The following is a 15595-nucleotide window of genomic DNA, read 5'->3' as shown; positions in this document are numbered from 1 at the left end:
GGAGAACTCAGACGTGGTGGATTCCCGGAAACGCAGTCCCGGATTGGCGGACGATCGAGCCCGTGCGCGCGATGAAGCGAAGCGTGACAACGCCCATGAGCATCCGCCTAAGGCCCCCGGCGCTCAGGCCGGCGGCGGCAAAGGTCCGGACGAAGGCCCGAACCAGCAAGGCGAGGGCGACTCGGGCGCGTGACGCGGAACCTCGGCGGCACTCGACATCCTCGCCGTAGAGCGGCAGCACACGGACGCAGTCGCGCTCTTTGAGAGAGGTGCACGCCCTTTGGGTGAAGGCCACCGCGTCGACGTAGCCCGCGCGAACTTCGCAGAAATCCTGGTCCTCGCTCGGCATCACCACCCGCAGGGCGGGATAGAAGGTGATTAGGCTTCAGATCAATTCGGCAACGGTCATGGGCTCCTGTCGACGCTGCAATTGAGGCATGGCGATTAGAGCAAAGCCTGCTGGACTGGTCGCGGCGGCATCGGCTTGGCGACGCCGGTTCGACGTTCGAGTTCTGTCTCGGCGCTGAACCGGACGTCGAGGTCGCGGTCCTGGGCTAGCGTCTGCAAGGCGGCGTCGCTGAGGTCGGTCCAACTTTTCCGCCTTGGCCTGACCCCGAGAAACGACTACCCAAAATTCGTGGGCGACGGCTCGTTCAGAGCGTCGGAAGCGGGCGATTGATCCCGATGGATGAGGACATGCGGAAAGAAATTTCGTCCTAGATTTCCCAATAAAGTCAAGAGCCGCGACTTTTTCCGGAATTTGCGTCTGGCCGAATTTTCAGGGACACGCCGGGCGGCAATCCGGAGATGATTTCTCATCTTTCATCGAGTCACCGGAAGCTGCGCGATCTAGAGGTCGCGTTAGCAAGTTGCACCTTGTTAGGACGTGGAGCCAACGAAGGGGTTGAGTGTGCGAGCCCCGAGGGCTTCGAAGTCCCGGATATTTCGTGTCACGACTGTGAGATTGTGGATGTCGGCGCTCGCGGCGATCATAGCGTCTTCAATCAGCGTGTCCGAGCGCCGGTGCATCAGCCGCGCCCAGCGACGGAACACCCGTGCGTCCATCGGCAGGACATTATAGGTTTCGGCCACTTGCTCCAGCCAGGCTTCGATCTCCGCCGCCTTGGTGGGGTCTTGTTCGCGAGTGAGTTCGACTCCCGCCTGCAACTCACCGATCGTTACGGCAGAGAGATGCAGATCGGCGTCCGCAACGGCCTCCAGCCAGGCGAGAACTGCACCGTGAGGCCGGTTTCGGCGCAACTCCGAAACCACGTTGGTGTCTAGAAGGTACAGGGAGGTCAACCCACCGGAGTTGGATCACGCCGGCGCAACAGCCCGCGAGGAGGCAAAGGAATCTCGCCCCTTGGTGCTGGAGCCAGCAGCAAGGCTTTCAAGGAAGGGTGCGCGTATTGCTGTAGCCGACGCCAGTCCCGCGCTGGGACCAGCACAGCAGTCTCGGTTCCGCGCTTCGTTACGATCTGGGGCCCTTCCGTCATGCACCGGTCGAGCAATTCGCTGAAGCGCGCCTTGGCGTCCTGGACTGGCCAGCTTCTCATCGAGCGCCTCCTGTCGGGCAGCGAGAACCTAGTCAGATAACTAGTCTGATGTCGCCGCGAATGCAAGACATGGCCAAGCCCACGGTAGGAAGGGCTAGCAGCTAGCCGAGCGACGGGCTGGGCATGAAGGGGCATTGCGGGGCGGCGGCTCGACCTTGGTCAGGACGAGGTGGTCAGGTAGTTCCGCGATGTCTGTGACGCCCACTCTGACTCGGTCTGTCACCCGTCTGATAGCGATAGATGGCGATAGGCGAAAAAAATTGAGCGCAATATGCCCTGTGAATTCAACAGCCCAAGGAGTTGCCGGTCTTTGGAGCGGGGTGTTCGTCCCGCTCGCGTAAATTCCCGAGAAAAGACAACTGCTTGAAGCCGGTCCGCGCGTTTGAGTGGGAATGATCAGCGAGGCAGCGGAGCCCTTCCGATTGAATGAACGCGTTAGTGCCATCTCACGCCTTACCTTTCTTCCGACGCTTGTAGTCTTTCCCAGGGGCGCCATCGGAACGACAAAGCCGATTGCCCCCGAGCTGCCTTCGAGAACACATTGCTTCGAAGTAGCTTTCGGAGCCTGGAAAGCCCTGACACTCCTTGGCTAAGGTTCGGCTGCGACCGGGGCGCGGGTATGCGAACTTGGACACGCCGGAGCGCCGGTGCAGCCGGGCTGGCCTCGGTGGCGACTGGGCTCGTAGCTTGGGCGGCCACGGAGGATGCATATCCGTGCTGGGAGGTGCAGGGCGGCGGAGCGAAAGTCTATCTGATGGGCGATGGCGGAGCGGTGACCGCGCCCTGGCGCTCCGCAAGAATCGAGCGGGCCCTCGCTGAGTGTGACTCATTCTGGAGGGAAGAGGCGCCGGGCGAGCTTGGCCCTGACGCAGTGGCGAAGTTGATTGCGGCGGGAACCAATCCTGCGCGACCGCTATCGACCTGGCTCACGCCCGCCGAACAGCGCCGCGTTCGTGACGCGGTGGGGCGGGTGGGCGCGACATACGACAGAATCGCCGCATTCCAGCCCTGGCTTGCCGCCGGCGCCCTGGGCGTGTTCTACGCGCGACAGGCTGCGTCTGGCGCGCCAGGTCCTGGTCCTGTCCTCAACGCGGCAGCGACCGCGCAGGGCAAACGGATTTGGACCGAACTCCCCGATACAGACGCCTACCTTGCCCTCTGGTCGGGCTTTTCGTCGGCCGCGCAGGTCGAACAGCTGATGTTCGTCGTGGACGAGATCGAGGCGGGGGCGAGCGGCCATGTCCGGGCCGCTGCGGCTTATGAATCCGGCGATCTTAGCCTGGAGACGAGGCGGGTCGCGGACGAGGCTCGCGCCTATCCGCAAAAGTACGAAGCCGAGGTCGCTGTCCGAAATCGCCGCTGGCCTCCGCGGATTCGGTTGATGATCAAGGGCGGCGGCGCCTCGTTCGTGTTCGTCGGCGCAGATCATCTTTTCGGCCCGGAGGGCGTGCTCGCCCTCCTTGCACGCGAAGGGATGGCCGCTCGGCGGATCTGAGGCCCACCGGCCGAAGGCGAGTACTGTGTGAGTCCGACTGACCGGCCAGGCGGCTGCGCCTATTCGTGTCGGCCGTTGGCGCGAGGGCGGACCATCACTTCGCGCGCCGCGCCCCTAAACGCCACCTCACTGGCAAAGCTGCGGGAGCAGGCGGGCTGCCAAAACAACGGCTACCACTGGCCATTGCTCAAATGTTCATGGGCGATGCGCCAGCCTGCGCCCGGCGTCCATGACAGGACCCGCGTGCCTCGCCCGACTCCGGAAATAGCGTTGCCGCCGGCCTTGCCGGACCATTCAAAGCTGTAAATGACAGCCGCCGCGACATCTGTCTCGCTGATCCACGTGGAATTCAGCGTCGCGTACTTGTAGTCCTCGACGATCTTCCAACTCGCCGTCATCAGTGTCGCGAACCCATCCTTCCCTCGGATGACCGATCCGTTGCTGTAGAAGAACACAACGTCGTCTGTGAGGTGAGTTAGGGCGAGATCGATATCCCGGTCGATCAATGCGGCCGAAAAGTCAGCCGTGCAATTTTGCGGCGTATCAGCTGACAAGGGATTAGGCCCTCCGAGTTCGCGTTCCGCCGGACGATGGGGCAACCTCTCATCGAACTGCGCAAACGCCAACGGCGGTCTCCTGGTCGCCGGCTTCGGTTGATCCCCGTTGGGCGCCGCGCTCGCGCGAGGATGCGATCGTCGCAAGCGCTTAGGGCGTCGCCCGCCTCGGCCCAGTCAAGGCCGGCGATTGAGTACCGGAGAGCTGCGCTGATCGCGGTCGCTGGCGCGCGGCGCGGCAGTTTGAGCGAAATGGCCTGTCGCCGACCCTCTCAAGGCCGACCGACAGGCACCCGCTCCGAGGTCAATAGTTAAGGCTGGGGCTGATCAGCTGCAGGCTGAAGACGAACCAGGCAAAGGCCACCAGGGCGAGCATGGTGACGGTGACCGACGTCTTGGCCCACCAGCTCCGCCCACCCTCGGTCCATACACGGACCGCGTTCCACACAGACAGCCCGGCGCCGACGAGGCCCACCAGACACAGCAGCTGCAAGAGGCGCAGCCAGATGTCCAACGGATCGTCGAACAGGGCGAGCTTGGTCCCCGCCGCCTGAGCGATGATGACAAAGCCGCCGAGCGCCAGCAGATCGGCAAGGGCGGCGATCCGCACGGCGCGGTAGAGTTGCGCCGTGCGCCCGGACAGGGGGAAGGCCTGGCCATAGCGTCGGCGCACCAGCGCCTGGATCGGCCAAAGGGCGAGCATCAGCAGCAGCACCCCGACCATTCCTCCGAGCAGCGGGAGGTTCCATCCGGCGTTGGCCGCGAACGGTACGGGCTGGAACACCATGATCGCGCCGAGGTCATCTTCCCCGAAGCCGGTCACCTTGCCGTCCTTCACCGCGGCCGCCAGGGTGTGTTTGCCGCTGGCGTCCTTCCAGATGAACGGGCCGACTTCCCGCCAAACCAGTGGCGCGCCGGAGTCGTCCTTGAACGCGGAGACGACCAGTGTGCCGTCCTTGCCGGCGGCGACCTTAACCTGACCCAGGAGGCCGAGGAGGCGCAGGAAGCCGGTGTCCACCCGTCGGCTCGACCAATACGTCCCCTGCATGACGGCCGCGTCCGCCTTCGCCGTTGGCGGTGTCGCCAGAACTGGCGATGGGGCGGGGTAGTAGCGATCCATGAAGCCGCTAAGCAGGTTCTGGCGGACATTCTCGACCAGGCCGTCCTTACCTGCGCTGTTCATCGAGATGAAGATACCGACATTGTCGTTGAGCAGCAGGTGGAGGTCGGAGTGGAAGGCGACGGTGTCACCGCCATGGCCGATGATGACGTGGCCGTTGCGATCCTCGTGGTAGAAGCCCAGCGCCATGCCGTTGAGCGGCGGCACATATTGGCGTTGCGGTGCGTGCATCGCCTTGGCGGTGGCCTCCTGGAGGATGCGCGCCGAGCCGAACTGACCGTTGTTCAGGTGGGCGATCATGAAGCGCGAGACGTCATCGCCCGTGGTGGCCAGGCTGCCGGCTGGCGCGGGGCCCACGAACTCATAGGGCTGCGGCGGACCGGACGCCCTCAGGTAGCCCGAGGCCATGCCCGCCAGCAGGTTCGGCGCCAGGGGCTGGGAGAAGCTTGAGTGGTTCATGCCCAGTGGCGCGAAGACGTGGCGGGCGAGGTACTGGTCGAAGGGCTCGCCTGACGTGCGTTGGACGATGTAGCCGGCCAGCGCAGCGCCATAGTTGGAATAGGCCGGCACCTCGCCGGGCGGGAAGATGCGGTTCGGCGTCCAACGGGAGATGAATTTGTCTAGGGGCAGCAGCGCCTTGGCGTCGGCGGGGAAGAGATGTTTGATCGTCTCGGCGAACCCCGCTGTGTGAGTCATCAATTGGCGCATAGTGACGGGCTTGCCGTCATAGGGCGGGATTTTGAAGTCCAGGTACTGGTTGACGTCGCCGTCGAGGTTGATCTTGCCCGCCTCGACCTGCTGCATCACCGCAGTCCAGGTGAACAGCTTCGACACTGAGCCCGGCCGGAACAGCGTGGCCTTGGGATCGACCGGGCGGTGCGATTTCACGTCGGCGTAGCCGTAGCCCTTCTCGGTCAGCACCTGGCCGTCCTTGACCACGACGACCACGGCGCCGGCGATGTCGGCGCTTGCGAGGGCGTAAGGGAGATAGCCGTCCAGCCAGGCGTCGAGGTCTTGTTGCGTCAACGCCGGCGCGATCGCCGGAGCAGCGGGGGGCGCGACGGCGGCGGCTGTCGGGGCCTTGGGGGCAACCGTCTCCTGCGGAACCTGTGCGCTCGCGCTCGACACGAAGACGAGGGCGGCGCTCAAGGCGCCGATCATTGATCTGAGCTTCACTGCGATATCCCCCGAAAGTCCTGCTACGCCGCGCTTGAATTCACCGGTTCAGTCTCACGGATTTTTCAAAAACAGAAATTAACTCCAAGCAATGCGACCCAGCAGCGCTGTAGCGAGGCCTGGGTTGCACGGCTTCCAGGGGAGCGCGGCGCATTCGGGGCGCTCCGAACGCCCCGGTTAGTAGCTGGCGGAGAGCGACAGCCCGATGGTGCGCGGTCTGACGAGGCCCGCCTGAACAGCGCCGTTGGGGGTCGAGCCGAAACCGCTGAGGGAGAGAATTCCGCGTTCGTCACTCAGGTTCTTCACGTAGGCCTCAATGCGGTAGTTGCGCCAATCCAGGCCACCGCGAAGATCGAAGACCGTGTAGGACGGAACCGAGATTTGTCCGATCGTGGCGTCAAAATCGGAACGCCGGCGACCCTCGAAGCGGATGCTCCCGCCCACGAACCAGTCCAGGTTGTCCGACACGGCGCTCAGATAGTCAGCGTTCAGCGAGCCGGCGATGAGCGCGGAGAAGGGCAGGCGATCACCATCCTTGCCACCGAGGAGGGGTGAGGTGTCCTCGGTGAGATTTGCTTGAGTGTAGGCGCCGTTGGCCGACAAGGTCAGGCCAGACACCGGGACAAAGGTGGCGCTGCCTTCCAGGCCCTTGCTCTCGGCGGACCCGCCGTTTGTGTTGGTGGCGAATCCGGCGACATCGGCCAGGAGCTGGATGTTGCTCCAGGTGATGTAGAAGGCGGTCAGATCGACGGAGAGGCTGCGGGCGAAGAGATCCGCCTTGATCCCGGTCTCATAGTCGATGATCGAGTCCGACCGGAAGGTGCGCGGCACGACGGCGGGGGCCAGCGGGTTGATGGCGTTGGGGCCGCCGGGACGGTAGCCCTTGGCGATGCGGGCATAGAGCGTCGCATCGTCGCTTAGCTTGTACTTGGGCGCGAAGGAGAAGGTGAACACGTTCTCCGACGACGATCCGCTGACCGTAGTGCCCCCACCCACGAGCGCGCCCGTGGTGACCTGCGTCGAGTTCTGCTCGTTGTGGCTGTATCGCCCCCCCAGACTGACGTCGAATCGATCGGTGAAGTGGTAATCGCCGTTGGCGAAGGCCGCATATTCCGAATAGTCGCTGGGCAACGAGATCACCTCCAGCCCGCCGAGGCCCGTGACGACCTGAGGCGGATTCACCAGGCTGATGGCGCTCAGGTTCTGGTGAAGCGCGTTCTCCTCGTGGGTGTAGAAGGCGCCGACAAGCCATTCGAAGGTCTGCGCCGGCGAGGACAGGCGGAACTCCTGGGTGAACTTCTTCTGCTCAAGGTCCTGAACAAGGCCGGCCCCCAGCGGTTGTCCGAAGACCGCGGTGAGCACGCCCCCCAATTGCGCGGTCCCGTCCTCGTTGGTGTCCTGGCGGAGCGTTGCGTAGCTCGTCGCGGACAGCAGACTGGCGGGGCCGAAGTCGTAGTCGGCGGTGGCGCTGTAGACCCGGTAGGCGACCTTGTTGGGCTCGGCGAATGTCCGGCTTTGCGTCAGATCGCCGTAAAGGGGCTCCAGGGTTTGGGGGTTCAGGTCCTCGGTGGACGTGGCGGCGCTGGAGATATCCTGGCCGATCGCCGCGAGCCGGATGCTGAACTTGTCGATCGGGCGATAGAGGAAGCCGAAACGGAAGCCGCTGTAGTGGGCGCTGTTGACGTTCTTCGCGTTACGGACAGGGTCGTCGATGAAGCCGGATTGATCGGTGTAGTAGCCGCTGGCGCGGACCGCGGCCGTATCGCCGAGCGGGGCGTTGAACATGCCCTTGACGGAACCGCCGGTCGAACCCGATTTGGTGTCCTCGCCGTCGAGCTCAATGCGGCCCGCGTAGTGGGACGGGTCTGGGGCGTTGGTGACGAATTTCAGCAGGCCTCCGAGGCTGCTGGCGCCGTAGAGAGTCCCTTGAGGTCCGCGAAGAACCTCCAGCCTTTGCATATCGAAAGTGTCCAGGTCCGGCGCGAGGACCGCCCCGTTGGCAAGGCCGGTAACGGAGCCGTAGGGCGTTTCGTCGACGTAGGTGCCGATCGTTGCGCTGACGCCGCCGGTATTGAGCCCCCGCAGAACGAGCCGGGTCGATCCAGGCTGTTGGGCGACGAGATTCATTCCGGGAACGCTGGTGACATAGTCCTCGAACGTCGATGCCCGTTTCAAGCTCAGCGTGTCGCCAGAAATGGCGGTCACCGATTGAGGAACATTGAGAAGGCTCTCTTCCCGCTTTTGCGCAGTGACGATGAGCTCTTGTACCGAGGCGCCCCTGGCGGCCGGCGCGGCGTCGGCCGCGTAGCTCGTGAAGGGAACGGCGAGGGCGCCGAACGCGGCTCCCGCAAGCAAGGTCAACCTGGAGACAGCGTCCACGGAAATTCTTCCCCCTACTGCATGTTTGCCGACTCAAGATGACAATGTTTTGCGGAATGGGAAATTGTTTTCCGGTTTCGAACGAAACTGGTCTCGATCCTGGCGCGACGTGGTTTCAAAGTAACAGGGGGAGATTTCGAAATGGGCCGAGCATTCGTCCGCTGAAGCACCCTGAGACGGGCTTCGCGCCGCGACGATCACCACGTGGACGGCTTAATTAGGGAGTCCGCTAAATTTTAATTTGGAAGACGACTAATTTGTCGATACGCTAAATTCAAGTCGCCCCCCGGCGCCTTTGCCCCGGACCCATCGAATCGATGTCGGAAGTCTACAAAGCCCTGGCCCATCCAACCCGCCGCGCCATCCTTCGGATGTTGCGCGAGCACGAGATGAGCGCGGGCGACATCGCAGCACAGTTCGACCTGTCCAAGCCCACCCTCACCGGCCACTTCAACACCCTGCGCGACGCCGGCCTGGTCGAGGTCCAGCGGCAGGGTACCACGCTCATCTACCGCCTCAACGCCTCGGTTCTAGAGGAGGCGTTGCTCGACCTCATGGAAGGTTTCGGCTTCCTCGCCACTCGCCCATCTCCGACCCAGAAAGCCAAAGCATGAAACTCGACGGCTGCATTTCGGTATCCGCACTGACCGTGACCATCATGGCCGCCGCGTCCGCCTATGCGCTCAGCCACCTGTCGGGCGCGCCAATACCGCTTCACTTGACGCTCGACGGTCGAATGATCGCCGCTCAATCGCCAAGCCTCGTCTTGCTCTTGCTTCCGACGCTCACGGGCTTGGTGAGCCTGCTCTTTGCGGTATTGCCGCGGGTCGCGCCGGGCGGATTGGACCGCTCGGTGCGGCCCTATGCCGTCGTATGGCTGGGCGCGATCAGTCTGCTGGCTGTCATGCATCTCAGCTTGGTGGGGGCTGCTGTCGGCGCATCGTTCGATCCCGTGCGAGTGATTGTCATCGCCACCGGGGAGTTCCTCGTCCTGGTCGGCAATTTCCTACCGAAGGTCCGCTTCAACAGCCTGTTCGGCGTACGGACGCCGTGGACCCTGGCCAGCGAGCGCGTCTGGGATCGCTCAAACCGCGTAGCCGGCGGCTGGCTTCTGATAGCGGGCCTGATCGCCGTGGCCGGTGGCGTACTGTTTCAGGATCGGATGGCGGCGGTGATGGCCTTGCTCATTCCGACTCTGAGCGCCGCCTTAGCCGCCACAGCCTACTCGGCGCTGATTTCCCGCGAAGAGGCTCGGAGGGCCTGAGCCTTCCGACCGCCACCCAGGATCATGACACCGGATGTGTCCAGCCGTGGGTGTCTTCGGATCGACCGCGCTGGATGTCTGTAAGCTCCGCCCGAAGGGTTCCGGTGAGTTCGCCTTCCTCGCCGTTTCCAACCGTGAAGTCGCCCTGCCGGCTCCTGACCTGCCCGATCGCGGCGATGACCGCAGCCGTGCCGCAGGCGAAGACCTCGCGCAGGCGCCCTGAGGCTGCGTCTTCACGCCATTGCTCGATGGAATAGGCCTCCTCGCGAACCTCAAGTCGGCGCGCCCGGGCAAGCGCGATGACCGCGCTGCGGGTTATCCCGTGGAGGATCGTGCCCCCGAGCGCGGGCGTTCGGATCGACCCGTCATCAAAAACGAAGAAGATGTTCATACCGCCCAGCTCCTCGACCCAGCGTCGCTCGACGGCGTCCAGGAAGACGACTTGATCGCATTCGTGCGCCGTGGCTTCGGCCTGGGCCAGGAGACTTGCGGCGTAGTTGCCGCCGCACTTGGCCGCGCCGGTCCCGCCCGGCGCGGCGCGGCTATAGTCATCGGAGACCCACACCGACAGCGAGCCTGTCTGGTTCTTGAAGTAGGAGCCGACCGGCGAGGCGATCACGATGAACAGATATTCGGCTGAGGGTTTGACCCCCAGGAACACTTCAGTGGCGATCATGAATGGCCGCAGGTAGAGGCTCCCGGCGCCGTCCGGAATCCAGGCCGCATCGACGCGGACCAACTGCTCCAAGGCTTCGACAAACAGGGCCTCCGGCAGCGCCGGCATAGCAAGGCGCTCAGCCGACTGCTGGAACCGACGGGCGTTGGCTTCCGGCTGAAACATCAGGATGCGTCCGTCGTCGGCCTTGTAGGCCTTCAGGCCTTCGAAGATCTCCTGGGCGTAGTGCAGGACGGCGGCCGCGGGATCCAGAGTGATGGGGCCTCTCGGCCCGATCTCAGCCTCATGCCAGCCTTTTGTTTCGGAGTAGCGGATCGTCACCATGTGGTCGGTGAATACCCGGCCGAATCCCGGCGACAGCAAGAGTTCGGCGCGCTGATCGTCCGCGATGCGCGTGGGATGTGGATGGGTCTTGAACAGCAGTGATGGCGCAGTTGTCATCGATTGGCCCGTCTTTCGAATGTCACGGCTTGTCATGGGCATCAGCCGTCAGCTTCACAAGCACCGCGCCTTCGCTGACCTGATCGCCCAGTCTGATGGACACGGCCTCCACGGCCCCGTCGAAGGGCGCGGTGAGGGCGTGCTCCATCTTCATCGCCTCGAGGGTCAGCAGGGGAGCGCCCTTGGTGACCCTGTCGCCGGCCTTGACCGAAAGTCCGGTGACCTTGCCGGGCATCGGCGAGCGGACCGACCCGTCGCCGGCCGCGCCTTCATCGGCGTCCACCCGCGGGTGGACGGCGAAGACGAAGGCTTCTCCGGCTTCGAAGACCACGATCTCGTCCTCGTCGGTCAGCAGCACGGAGCGCGGCACGGCGGTTTCGGTCGCATGGGCGATCACCGGCTTGCCCGCCAGGAACAGGCGGACCGCGGTTTCCGGCGGGGCGTTCAGACGAAAGCCCGCCAGGTCGCGCCAGGGGGAGGGCGGGATCTCGCCGGTCTCATCGACCGCCCGGGCGGCCTGCGCGGCGGCCGAGAGCGCGGCCGGGGACGGTTCGGGGGGCTGGGCCAGTTCGGCGAGGTTGCGCTCGATGAAGCCGGTGTCGAGATCGCCGGCGATGAAGGCCGGCGCTTCGAGGCAGCGGGCCAGGAAGCCGGCGTTGGTCTTCACCGGCCAGACCTCGACGTCGTCGCAGGCCGCGGCAAGCTCGGCCAGGGCTGCCTCGCGGGTCTCGGCATGGGAGATCAGCTTGGCGATCATCGGATCGTAAAAGGGGGTGACCTCGCCGCCCTCTGTCACGCCGGCGTCGGCGCGCACCGTGGCCGGCAGCTGGAAATGCTCCAGCACGCCGGTCGAGGGCAGGAAGCCCGAGGCCGGGCTTTCGGCGTAGAGCCGGGCTTCCACGGCGTGGCCGGTCAGGCCGATCTCCTGCTGCGGCAGCGGCAGCGGCTCGCCGGCGGCGACCCGCAGCTGCCATTCGACGAGGTCGAGCCCGGTGACCATCTCGGTGACCGGATGCTCCACCTGCAGGCGGGTGTTCATCTCCATGAACCAGATGCGGTCGGGCCTCAGGCCCTGGCTGGCGTCGGCGATGAACTCGACGGTGCCGGCGCCGACGTAGTTCACCGCCTTGGCGGCCTTCACCGCCGCCTCGGTGACCGCCTTGCGGGTGGCGGCGTCCATGCCCGGCGCCGGCGCCTCCTCGATCACCTTCTGGTGGCGCCGCTGCAGGGAGCAGTCGCGCTCGTAGAGGTGGACGACGTTTCCGTGGCGGTCGCCGAACACCTGCACCTCGATGTGGCGGGGGCGGGTGACATAGGTCTCCAGGAGGACGCGGTCGTCGCCGAAGGCGGCCTTGGCCTCGCGTCGCGCCGCAGCGAGCGCGGCGTCGAATCCGGCCGCCTCGTCGACCCGGCGCATGCCCTTGCCGCCGCCGCCGGCCACCGCCTTGATCAGCACCGGAAAGCCGATGCGCGCGGCCGCCCTGGCCAACGTCGCCTCGGCCTGATCCTCGCCGAGGTAGCCGGGGGTCACCGGCACGCCGGCCTTCTGCATCAGGCTCTTGGCGGCGTCCTTCAGGCCCATGGCGCGGATCGCGGCGCCGGGCGGGCCGATCCAGACGAGGCCCGCGGCGGTGACCGCCTCGGCGAAGTCGGCGTTCTCCGAGAGGAAGCCATAGCCCGGGTGGATGGCCTCGGCGCCGGTGGCCCGGGCCGCGGCGATGATCTTCTCCGGGACCAGGTAGCTCTCACGCGCCGCGGCCGGGCCGATCAGCACCGCCCGGTCGGCGTCGGCCACGTGGGCGGCCTCGGCGTCGGCCTCGGAATAAACGGCGACGGTTTCCAGGCCGAGGCGGCGGGCGGTGGCGAAGATCCGACGGGCGATCTCGCCGCGATTGGCGACCAGGACAGATTTGAACATCAGGCTGGCGTCCTCAGTGCGCCGCGGCGAGGCCGACCACCACCAGGCCAGCGATCAGCAAAGCAAAGGCGATGGTCGAGCCCACGAAGAGTAGGAACATGCGCATCAAGGTCCCGATGGCGCTGATCCGGTAGGCTCCGCGCATGTGCATGAAGAGATGGAACGGCGACAGCCACAGCAGTTGCGCGCCCCAGGTCACTCCAAACCCGCCCAGCAGGAACACGACCGTCAGCAGAATTCCTTGGAACGACAGCGAGTGCATCGAGAATATGACGTGGTCGAAGACGTAGATGTTCTTCTTGAACAGGAAAAGCACGGTCAGCATCAGGGCCGCGATCGGCAGCATCAGGACTGCGAAGCGCTGGCCCCAGCTCGCGATGGCGGCGAAGAAGGCGTCCTGATGGCTGAGGGAAAACTGCAGGCGCTCCTTCAGCCAATTCGATGCATCGACGTCTCCCAACTCGGCATCGAACTTCTTGCTCATCTCAGGCGTCAGGATCTTGGCCGCCTCCGGACTGTTGGGCCCCGCGAGCTTGAATTTCTCGTGGTTGCGGGTGACGTCGAAGTTGCCGGCGAAGAACACCATCAAGAGCACGATCAGGAAGATCCGAAACGGCGGGACCTGCACCGCGCGATGGCCGTCAAGATAGTCGCGGGTCAGCTTGCCGGGGCGCAGGATCAAACGCGGAAAGGTCTGCCAGATACGGCCGTCCAGGTCGAACAGGCCCATGACCGCTTCGCCGGCCAGTCGCAGAATCGAGCGGTGGTACTCCTCGCCGCGCTGACCGCATTGGTAGCACCACGCACCGGCAAGCGCGGTGTTGCAGTTCGGGCAGGGCGTGCCGATCGGCAGGCTGTTGCGCGCCGCGCGCTTGGCTTCGCTCGCCACCGTGTCGGCCGTGACCGCATCAAGCAGGTGGTCGCCGGTGGCCATGGCTACATCCTGAACACGCCGAAGCGCGTCTCCGGGACCGGGGCGTTCAGCGCCGCGGAGATCGAGAGCCCGAGCACGTCGCGGGTTTGCGCCGGGTCGATGACGCCGTCGTCCCAGAGGCGCGCGGTGGCGAAGTAGGGATTGCCTTCGTCCTCATAGGTCTGGCGGATCGGGGCCTTGAAGGCGGCCTCCTGCTCGGCCGACCATTTGTCGGCGTCGCGGTGAACGGTGGCCAGCACGCTGGCGGCCTGCTCGCCGCCCATCACGCTGATGCGGCTGTTGGGCCAGGTCCACAGGAAGCGCGGCGAGTAGGCCCGGCCGCACATGCCGTAGTTGCCGGCCCCGAAGGAGCCGCCGATCAGCACGGTGAATTTCGGGACCTCGGCGGAGGCCACGGCGGTCACCAGCTTGGCGCCGTCCTTGGCGATGCCGCCGGCCTCGTACTTCCCGCCGACCATGAAGCCGGAGATGTTCTGCAGGAAGATCAGCGGGATCTTCCGCTTGCAGGCGAGCTCGATGAAGTGGGCGCCCTTCAGCGCGCTCTCCGAGAACAGGACGCCGTTGTTGGCCAGGATCGCCACCGGATAGCCCCAGATCCGTGCAAAGCCGCAGACCAGCGTCGCGCCGTAGAGCGCCTTGAACTCATCGAAGGCGCTGGCGTCGACGATGCGGGCGATGACCTCGCGGACATCGTAGGGCGCGCGCACGTCGGCCGGCACGATGCCGTAGAGCTCCTGCGGATCGAAGGCCGGCGCGCGCGGCTCGGCCAGGTCCATGTCGAGGCGCTTTCGGGTGTTCAGGTTGGCCACGATGTTGCGCACGATGGCCAGCGCGTGCTCGTCGTCGTTGGCCACGTGGTCGACCACGCCGGAGCGGCGCGCGTGGGTGTCGGCCCCGCCGAGTTCCTCGGCCGAGATCACCTCGCCGGTGGCGGCCTTCACCAGCGGCGGACCGCCCAGGAAGATCGTGCCCTGGCCGCGGACGATCACCGTCTCGTCGCTCATCGCCGGCACATAGGCCCCGCCGGCGGTGCACGAGCCCATCACGCAGGCGATCTGCGCCAGGCCCTCGGCGCTCATCCGCGCCTGGTTGAAGAAGATCCGCCCGAAGTGGTCGCGGTCGGGAAAGACCTCGGCCTGGTAGGGAAGGTTCGCCCCGCCGCTGTCGACCAGATAGACGCAGGGCAGGCGGTTCTGCAGCGCGATCTCCTGGGCCCGCAGGTGCTTCTTCACCGTCAGCGGATAGTAGACCCCGCCCTTCACCGTGGCGTCGTTGGCGACGATCATCACCTCGCGGCCCGAAACGCGGCCGATCCCGGTGATCAGGCCGGCGGCCGGCGCCTCGTCGCCGTAGAGGCCGAATGCGGCAAGCTGGCCCACCTCGAGAAACGGCGAGCCGGCGTCCAGCAGGCGCATGACGCGGTCTCGCGGCAAAAGCTTGCCGCGGCCGGTGTGGCGCTTGCGGCTCTCCGCCGGGCCGCCGAGCGCGGCCCTGCCGGCGCGTTCGTGCAGTTCCGCGGCGAGCGCGCGGTTCAGCTTGGCGTTGGCGGCGTAGGCCTTGGAGGCGGTGTCGACGGCGCTCTTGAGCTTCCTCATGCGGTCTTTTCCAGCACAAGGTTCAATTCCGCAATCATCGCCTCGCGCATGGCGAACTTTTGCACCTTGCCTGTGACCGTGGTGGGAAAGCCTTCCACGAAACGGATATGGCGTGGAATCTTGTAGTGGGCGATCTGGCCCTGGCAGAACTCGCGCACCGCCTCCGCCGTCAACGCCGCACCGGGCTTCAGCACGATCCAGGCGCAGAGCTCCTCGCCGTACTTGACGTCTGGCACGCCGATCACCTGCACGTCGGCGATCGCCGGATGGCGGTAGAGGTATGCCTCGATCTCGCGCGGATAGACGTTCTCGCCGCCGCGGATGACCATGTCCTTGATCCGGCCCACGATGTTGCCGCAGCCGTCGGCGTCGAGGGTCGCGAGGTCGCCCGTGTGCATCCAGCCGCTGGCGTCCAGCGCCTCGGCGGTCCGGTCGGGGTCTTCCCAGTAGCCCAGCATCACCGAGTAGCCACGGGTGCAGAGCTCCC

The 15595-nt window shown here is 65.5% G+C and carries 14 protein-coding genes; 3 read left to right on the top strand and 11 right to left on the bottom strand.

What is annotated here, in order from left to right:
* Nucleotides 1–7: 7 nt before the first annotated feature.
* The 3 genes from VGI62_RS08125 to VGI62_RS22415 form a co-directional block, all read right to left on the bottom strand.
* Nucleotides 8–349, bottom strand: coding sequence for a hypothetical protein (locus VGI62_RS08125; RefSeq protein ID WP_331503902.1), 342 nt, complete (start codon nucleotides 347–349; stop codon nucleotides 8–10).
* 530 nt (nucleotides 350–879) lie between these two features.
* Nucleotides 880–1302 (bottom strand): type II toxin-antitoxin system VapC family toxin, encoded by a 423-nt coding sequence (locus tag VGI62_RS08120; protein WP_331503901.1) that lies wholly within the window; start codon nucleotides 1300–1302, stop codon nucleotides 880–882.
* Complete coding sequence (locus VGI62_RS22415; protein ID WP_414695656.1) at nucleotides 1299–1556, bottom strand: type II toxin-antitoxin system Phd/YefM family antitoxin; 258 nt, start codon at nucleotides 1554–1556, stop codon at nucleotides 1299–1301. Before VGI62_RS22415 ends, VGI62_RS08120 begins: the two co-directional genes overlap by 4 nt.
* Before the next feature lie 619 nt (nucleotides 1557–2175).
* Between VGI62_RS22415 and VGI62_RS08115 the strand changes: the two genes are divergently transcribed.
* On the top strand, nucleotides 2176–3051 hold the full coding sequence (locus VGI62_RS08115; RefSeq protein ID WP_331503900.1) for a TraB/GumN family protein: 876 nt from the start codon (nucleotides 2176–2178) through the stop codon (nucleotides 3049–3051).
* Between the two features lie 170 nt (nucleotides 3052–3221).
* Here VGI62_RS08115 and VGI62_RS08110 read toward each other — a convergent pair whose 3' ends face one another.
* The 3 genes from VGI62_RS08110 to VGI62_RS08100 all read right to left on the bottom strand — a co-directional run bounded on the left by VGI62_RS08110 (nucleotide 3222) and on the right by VGI62_RS08100 (nucleotide 8280).
* Nucleotides 3222–3677, bottom strand: a complete 456-nt coding sequence (locus VGI62_RS08110; RefSeq protein WP_331503899.1) for a YybH family protein — start codon at nucleotides 3675–3677, stop codon at nucleotides 3222–3224.
* Between the two features lie 232 nt (nucleotides 3678–3909).
* Nucleotides 3910–5901: a serine hydrolase domain-containing protein gene (locus VGI62_RS08105; RefSeq protein WP_331503898.1), complete on the bottom strand. Its 1992-nt coding sequence runs from the start codon at nucleotides 5899–5901 to the stop codon at nucleotides 3910–3912.
* Nucleotides 5902–6078: 177 nt separating this feature from the next.
* Nucleotides 6079–8280, bottom strand: a complete 2202-nt coding sequence (locus tag VGI62_RS08100; RefSeq protein WP_331503897.1) for a TonB-dependent receptor — start codon at nucleotides 8278–8280, stop codon at nucleotides 6079–6081.
* Nucleotides 8281–8597: 317 nt separating this feature from the next.
* Here VGI62_RS08100 and VGI62_RS08095 point away from each other — a divergent pair, with 317 nt between their 5' ends.
* A complete protein-coding gene (locus tag VGI62_RS08095) occupies nucleotides 8598–8894 on the top strand; it encodes an autorepressor SdpR family transcription factor (protein WP_331503896.1) in 297 nt (98 codons plus the stop codon).
* Nucleotides 8891–9544: an SdpI family protein gene (locus VGI62_RS08090; RefSeq protein WP_331503895.1), complete on the top strand. Its 654-nt coding sequence runs from the start codon at nucleotides 8891–8893 to the stop codon at nucleotides 9542–9544. Before VGI62_RS08095 ends, VGI62_RS08090 begins: the two co-directional genes overlap by 4 nt.
* A gap of 22 nt (nucleotides 9545–9566) precedes the next feature.
* On the opposite strand, the gene VGI62_RS08085 is transcribed toward VGI62_RS08090, so the two are convergent.
* The 5 genes from VGI62_RS08085 to VGI62_RS08065 all read right to left on the bottom strand — a co-directional run.
* Nucleotides 9567–10661 (bottom strand): branched-chain amino acid aminotransferase, encoded by a 1095-nt coding sequence (locus VGI62_RS08085; protein ID WP_331503894.1) that lies wholly within the window; start codon nucleotides 10659–10661, stop codon nucleotides 9567–9569.
* A gap of 22 nt (nucleotides 10662–10683) precedes the next feature.
* Nucleotides 10684–12579 (bottom strand): acetyl/propionyl/methylcrotonyl-CoA carboxylase subunit alpha, encoded by a 1896-nt coding sequence (locus VGI62_RS08080; RefSeq protein WP_331503893.1) that lies wholly within the window; start codon nucleotides 12577–12579, stop codon nucleotides 10684–10686.
* Nucleotides 12580–12592: 13 nt separating this feature from the next.
* Nucleotides 12593–13513, bottom strand: coding sequence for a DUF3667 domain-containing protein (locus VGI62_RS08075; protein WP_331503892.1), 921 nt, complete (start codon nucleotides 13511–13513; stop codon nucleotides 12593–12595).
* Between the two features lie 2 nt (nucleotides 13514–13515).
* On the bottom strand, nucleotides 13516–15108 hold the full coding sequence (locus VGI62_RS08070) for a carboxyl transferase domain-containing protein (protein WP_331503891.1): 1593 nt from the start codon (nucleotides 15106–15108) through the stop codon (nucleotides 13516–13518).
* A partial coding sequence (locus VGI62_RS08065) for an AMP-binding enzyme (RefSeq protein ID WP_414695654.1) occupies nucleotides 15105–15595 on the bottom strand: 491 nt, incomplete at its 5' end. The genes VGI62_RS08070 and VGI62_RS08065, both read right to left, overlap by 4 nt.

The sequence above is a fragment of the Phenylobacterium sp. genome (assembly GCF_036495085.1).
Lineage (GTDB): Bacteria > Pseudomonadota > Alphaproteobacteria > Caulobacterales > Caulobacteraceae > Phenylobacterium.
Note: the sequence above shows the minus strand (reverse complement) of the source record. Positions and strands in the feature narration are given on the sequence as shown.